At 70.6% G+C, this 6,187-nt stretch carries 4 protein-coding genes; 3 read left to right on the top strand and 1 reads right to left on the bottom strand.

All coding sequences use genetic code 11. The features are described from left to right. Positions 1 to 1,697: VanW family protein (locus H5J29_RS17650; protein WP_220187566.1), on the top strand; the 1,697-nt coding region annotated here is incomplete at its 5' end. Between the two features lie 81 nt (positions 1,698 to 1,778). Next, on the top strand, positions 1,779 to 2,204 hold the full coding sequence (locus H5J29_RS17645; RefSeq protein WP_181782051.1) for a CBS domain-containing protein: 426 nt from the start codon (positions 1,779 to 1,781) through the stop codon (positions 2,202 to 2,204). 48 nt (positions 2,205 to 2,252) lie between these two features. On the opposite strand, the gene H5J29_RS17640 is transcribed toward H5J29_RS17645, so the two are convergent. Continuing rightward, positions 2,253 to 4,085 (bottom strand): acyl-CoA dehydrogenase, encoded by a 1,833-nt coding sequence (locus tag H5J29_RS17640; protein ID WP_181782050.1) that lies wholly within the window; start codon positions 4,083 to 4,085, stop codon positions 2,253 to 2,255. A gap of 203 nt (positions 4,086 to 4,288) precedes the next feature. Between H5J29_RS17640 and H5J29_RS17635 the strand changes: the two genes are divergently transcribed. Further along, positions 4,289 to 5,368, top strand: coding sequence for a peptidoglycan recognition protein family protein (locus H5J29_RS17635; protein WP_220187565.1), 1,080 nt, complete (start codon positions 4,289 to 4,291; stop codon positions 5,366 to 5,368). Positions 5,369 to 6,187: the final 819 nt, after the last annotated feature.

Genomic DNA, 6,187 nt, shown 5'->3' with positions numbered 1-6,187 from the left:
CCGGCGCGCCCACCGGGGACATCCCGAAGCGCGGCCGGAAGCGGCCGCTGCTGATCGTGGCGGGCCTGGTCGCGGTCCTCGCGATCCTCTACGTCGCCGACCTGGTGCTGTCCGCGGGCAACGTGCCCCGGGGCGTCACCGTCGCCGGGCTGGAACTCGGCGGGCTGTCCAAGGCCGAGGCGCGCCAGCGGCTGCAGACCGAGATCGAGCCCCGGTCGTCGCTGCCCGTGCAGGTCACCGCGGGCGAGGTGCAGAGCCAGATCGACCCCAAGGCCGCGGGCCTCGAGGTCGACTACCAGACCACCATCGACCAGGCCGGTGCCCAGCCGCTGAACCCGGTCACGCGGGTCACCTCGTTCTTCACCACCCGCGAGGTCGGCGTGGTGAACACGGCGGACGAGCGGTCGGTGCTCACGGCGTTGGAGCAGGTCAAGCCGGTCGTCGACAAGGCGCCCGTCGAGGGGACGGTCCGTTTCGACGGCACCACCCCGGTCGGGGTCCCGCCCGTGCCCGGCCAGGAGCTGGACCTGCGGACGGCGGTCGGCGTACTGGAGCGGGACTGGGCCTCCGGGTCCCCCGTCGCGCTGCCGCTGATCACCCAGCCGACCATCACCACGGACCAGGACGTGCAGGAGGCGGTCCAGCAGGTCGCCACACCCGCCGTCAGTGCCCCGGTCACCCTGCAGGGCGAGGGTGCCACGGCGACCCTGACCCCGGCGAACATCGCGGCCGCGCTCACCTTCCGCGCCGACGCGGCGGCCAGCCCCAAGCTCGTCCCGGAGATCAACAACGAGGCGCTGAAGGAGGTCGCGACCCCGCAGCTGGCCTCCACCGAGAAGCCCGGCCGGGACGCGACGCTGGACTTCTCCACCGGCGCCCCCGTCGTCGTGCCCTCGCAGGACGGGCGCGGCGTCGACTACGACAAGACCTTCGAGGGCCTCGTCCCGGTGTTGACCGGTAGCGGCACCCGCACGCTCACGGCGGTCTACGCGGACCAGCCCGCGAAGCTGACCACCGAGCAGCTGAACGCCCTCGGCATCACTGGCGAGATCAGCACGTTCACCACCGGCGGGTTCGCCGCGGACTCCGGGCGGAACATCCGCCGGGCGGCCGAGCAGGTCAACGGCACGATCGTCGAGCCGGGCGAGACGTTCAGCCTCAACGCCCTCACCAACCCGCGGAACGCGGCGAACGGGTACGTCGAGGCCGGGATCATCGAGAACGGGCACTCGGCGCGCGGCGTCGGCGGCGGTGTCTCGCAGGTCGCCACCACGCTGTACAACGCCGCGTACTTCGCGGGCATGGTGGACGTCGAGCACAAGGAGCACAGCTTCTACATCGGGCGCTACCCGGTCGCCCGGGAGGCCACGGTGTTCGACGACATCATCGACCTCAAGTTCCGCAACGACGGCCCCACGGGCGTGCTCATCCAGACGATCTGGACGCCGTCGAACCTCACCGTGAAGATGTTCGGCACCAAGCGGTACGAGGTCACGTCGGAGACCGGCCCGCGGACCAACCCGACCGAGCCGCAGACGCTCACGCTCCCGGCCGGGCCGAGCTGCGTCGCGGGGCGGGGGTCGCCCGGCTTCACCGCCACCGACACCCGCGTGATGCGGAACGTGGAGACCGGCGAGGTCACCCGCAAGACCCGCACGGTGCGGTACAACCCCGTCCCCACGGTCGTCTGCCAGTAAGGCCGCGCTCAGCCATGGCGTGACCCGGCTCACGCTGCTTACCCTCGACGGCGACAACGAAGTCGACGATCGGGGAGTCGCATGCGGATAGCGGACGTGCTGCGGACCAAGGGCCACACGGTGGCGACGGTAGGGCCGGAGGCCACCGTGGCCGAGCTGCTGGGGCTGCTGGCCCAGGGGAACTACGGCGCCCTGCCGGTGGTGCGGGCGGGTGCGCTGATCGGGATGGTGTCGGAGCGAGACGTCGTGCGGCGGCTGCACGACCGCGGCGCCGCGGTCCTCGACGCGACCGTGGACGAGATCATGACGACCGACCTCGCCACCTGCTCGCCGGACGACAGCGCCGCGGACCTCGCCAGGGTCATGACGACCCGCCGCGTCCGCCACCTCCCCGTCCTGGTCGACGGTGAGCTGGCCGGGATCGTGTCCATCGGCGACCTCGTCAAGGCCCGCATCGACGCTCTCGAGCAGGAGCGCCAGCAGCTCGAGTCCTACATCGCCCAGTAACCCTGTGAGCGGCGATGGTCGCTATGGCGACCATCGCCGCTCACGAGGTCAGAACGAGGCTTCGTCGAGCTCCATGAGGGCGTTGTCCGCAGCCTCGACGACCGCCTTGTCGCTGGTCAGGCGCGGGAGGACGGTGCGGGCGAAGAACCTCGCCACGGCCACCTTGCCCTCGTAGAACGACTGGTCCTTGGCCGAGACCTCGCCGGCGAGGGCGTTCTGCGCGACGTCCGCCTGCCGCAGCAGCAGCCACCCGATGAGCAGGTCGCCGACCGCCATCAGGAACCGGACGCTGTGCTGGCCGACCTTGTAGAGCTCCTTCGGGTCCTGACGCGCGGCGAACAGGTAGCCGGTCAGCGAGCCGAGCATGCCCTGGACGTCGGCGAGGGCGGTCGCGAGGAAGGCTCGCTCCTCCTTCAGCCGACCGTTGCCGGTCTCGTTCGCCAGGAACCGCTGGATCTCGCCGGCGACGGCCGTCAGCGCCGCGCCGTTGTTCCGCACGATCTTGCGGAAGACGAGGTCCAGCGACTGGATCGCCGTGGTGCCCTCGTACAGCGAGTCGATCTTCGCGTCCCGGATGTACTGCTCGATCGGGTAGTCCTGCAGGAAGCCGGACCCGCCGAGCGTCTGCAGCGACTGGACGAGCTGCTCCGAGGCCCGCTCCGACCCGACGCCCTTGACGATCGGGAGCAGCAGGTCGTTGACCGCCTCCGCGGCCTCGGTGTCCCCGCCCTGCCGGATGGTGTCCTGCACGGTGCCGGTGTAGAGGTAGAGCGCGCGCATGCCCTCGGCGTAGGCCTTCTGCAGCATCAGCGAGCGCCGGACGTCCGGGTGGTGGGTGATGGTGACGCGCGGCGCGGTCTTGTCCGTCTGCCGGGTCAGGTCGGAGCCCTGCACGCGCTCCTTGGCGTACTCCAGCGCGTTCAGGTAGCCGGTGGACAGCGTGGCGATCGCCTTGGTGCCGACCATCATCCGGGCGTACTCGATGACCTGGAACATCTGGGCGATGCCGTCGTGCACCTCGCCGAGCAGCCAGCCCTTCGCGGGCACGCCGTGGGCACCGAAGGTGAGCTCGGTGGTCGTGGAGACCTTGAGCCCCATCTTGTGCTCGACGTTCGTGACGAAGGCGCCGTTGCGCTCGCCCAGTGCGCCGGTCTCCGAGTCGAAGTGGAACTTCGGCACGAGGAACAGCGAGAGGCCCTTGGTGCCGGGCCTCGGCTCCACACCGGGTGCCTCGGGACGGGCCAGCACCAGGTGCATGATGTTCTCGGTCATGTCCTGGTCGCCGGAGGTGATGAAGCGCTTCACGCCCTCGACGTGCCAGGAGCCGTCCTCCTGCAGGACGGCCTTGGTGCGGCCCGCGCCGACGTCGGAGCCCGCGTCGGGCTCGGTGAGCACCATGGTGGCGCCCCAGCCCTTGTCGATCATGAGCTCGGCCCAGCGCTGCTGCTCCGGGGTGCCGTTGGCGTGGACGATCGAGGCGAAGTTCGGGCCCGCCATGTACATGTACAGCGCGGGGTTGGCGCCGAGGATCAGCTCGGCGGCGGCCCACTGCACCGACGGGGGCACGCCGAAGCCGCCCAGCTCGACGGGCAGGGACAGCCGGTACCACTCGCCGTCCCACAGGGCCTTGTAGGAGTCCTTGAAGGACTGCGGCAGCGTGGCCGAGTGGTTCTTCGGGTCGAAGACCGGCGGGTTGCGGTCCGCGTCGGCGAAGGACTCGGCCAGCGGCCCCGTGGCCAGGACGTTCAGCTCGGACAGGATGCCCTTGGCGGTGTCGAGGTCGACGCCCTCGAACACCCCGCTCCCCAGCTTGTCCTGCACGGAGAACACCTCGAAGAGGTTGAACTCGAGGTCACGCACGTTGCTCTTGTAGTGCCCCATCGCGGCGCTCCTTCCTACCGACGGGTAATCGCCTGGACCCAGGATATTACTCGTCAGTAACTTCGGCAAGGTCCTCACACCTTCGGGTTCTGGAGTTGTGCACGGAGCGTGTGGGGCGAGAGGGTTCCCGGGGTCGGAAGTGACTCGTGTGGTTCCGCACGGGTGATCCGAGGGGGCAGGGGGCGATCATGGGGCGACTCGGCGTGACGCGGCGGGGGTTCGTGCTGGGCGGCGTGTCCGCGGGTGCCCTCCTGGCCGCGCCCGGGGTGGCGCTCGCCCAGCCGGGTGCGGGAGCCGGTCGAGACGCCGGGCGCCGTGCGGGGGTCCTCGAGGGCGGGCCGGACATCGTCGACTGTGGAGGCTGGGGAGCCCGCCCGAACAGCGCCGTCGTGCCGGTGTGGAACCAGCGGCCGGTGAAGATCCTCGTGCACCACACGGCGTCGCCCAACGTGGCGGACACCAGCCGCGGCGCGGCGGACGCGGTGGCCCGCTCGATCCAGAACTTCCACATGGACGCCCGGGGCTGGCTGGACACCGGCCAGCACTTCACGATCAGCCGCGGCGGGTTCGTGCTGGAGGGGCGGCACCGGTCGCTGGAGGTGCTGCGCGGCGGCAGGCAGCAGGTCGAGGGCGCGCACTGCACGGGGCAGAACGTGGTGGCCGTCGGGATCGAGAACGAGGGCATCTACATCGACCAGGACCCGCCCGGCGCCCTCTGGGACTCGCTGCGGGCCACCTGCGCGTACATCTGTGGGCAGTACGGCATCGCGCCGACGGAGCTCTACGGGCACCGCGACTTCAAGAACACGATCTGCCCCGGGGACCGCCTCTACGGCATGCTCCCGCGGCTGCGCTCCGAGGTCGCGGGGGTTCTGGGGCAGCGCATCGAGGGCGGTGAGGTCAAGGCGAGCTGGCCGCTGCTCCGCCAGGGCGACAGCGGCGAGCAGGTGCTGGCCGCGCAGTACCTCCTGCGAGACGCCGGGGTGGCGGTCAAGACCGACGGCCGCTTCACCCCCGCCACCGCCGCCGCCCTCACCGAGTTCCAGGTGGCCACCGGTGCCGAGGAGCCCAACGGCATCCTCGGCGGCGAGTCGTGGCCCGTCCTCGCCCGCACGGTCGAGCGTGGGGAGGGTTCGGACGCCGAGCGCGCCGTCGACAGCCTGGCGTCGGGGAACACCGAGGCGGTCCCGGACACGGTCGACCACTCCGCGTGGCAGCGCCTCCTGGGTACCGGGGGTGCTGAGGTGGATCAGACGGTTGATCCTGTGGGTCCGGTTCGCTGACTGAGTTCGCGCGTTTCGTGCTCTCAGCGCGGCAAGATCGGTGGTTGGGTGCTGTCAGTGCTGTTGGCGCCGCGCTGAGAGCACGTAGCTCGCGATCATGGGGTGGTGGCAGCGCTGAGTGCACGCAGATCGTGATCATGCAGCGCTGAGAGCACGAAACGTGCGATCTCGGCTGGCTGTCGCGCTGGCGACACGCTGCGACCGATCGTGCATGCGCAACGGGTGATCTCGGCGGCGGGGCGTTCGTGGGGCCGGTGCCGTTAATCAAGATCGCACGTTTCGTGCTCTCAGCGCGGCAAGATCGGTGGTTGGGTGCGTTCAGTGCTGTCGACATCGCGCTGGGAGCACACAGCTCGCGATCATGGCGCCGTAGCAGCGCTGAGTGCACGCAGATCGTGATCATGCAGCGCTGAGAGCACGAAACGTGCAACACCCCGCCCGTGCAACACCCCGCCCGTGCAACACCCCGCCCGTGCAACACCCCGCCCGTGCAACACCCCGCCCGTGCAACACCCCAGCACCCAGCAAACCCCACCTCACCCCGTCACTCTTTCCGGTTCAAGCCGTTGGACGGTTCGTCGCGGACGACCATCGCCCACCCCGTGGGCCCTACTCTCGACCTCCGCGGTCGGGGGGCCGCGGAGGGGGTGTCACACCATGCTCGGGTCCACTAGGGACGGTCTGCCCGCGGCCGGGCCGCTGCTCGCCGCGCTCGCCGCTGATCCCGACGCCCCACTGCTCGCGGACGTCGTGGGCGCCGCGGGAACGGGCAAGACGACCACCCTGCGGGCCGTCACCGCGCTCTGGCCCGCCGCCGCC

The organism is Pseudonocardia pini (assembly GCF_013870575.1).
Lineage (GTDB): Bacteria > Actinomycetota > Actinomycetes > Mycobacteriales > Pseudonocardiaceae > Pseudonocardia > Pseudonocardia pini.
This window is presented reverse-complemented; position numbering and strand designations above follow the sequence as displayed.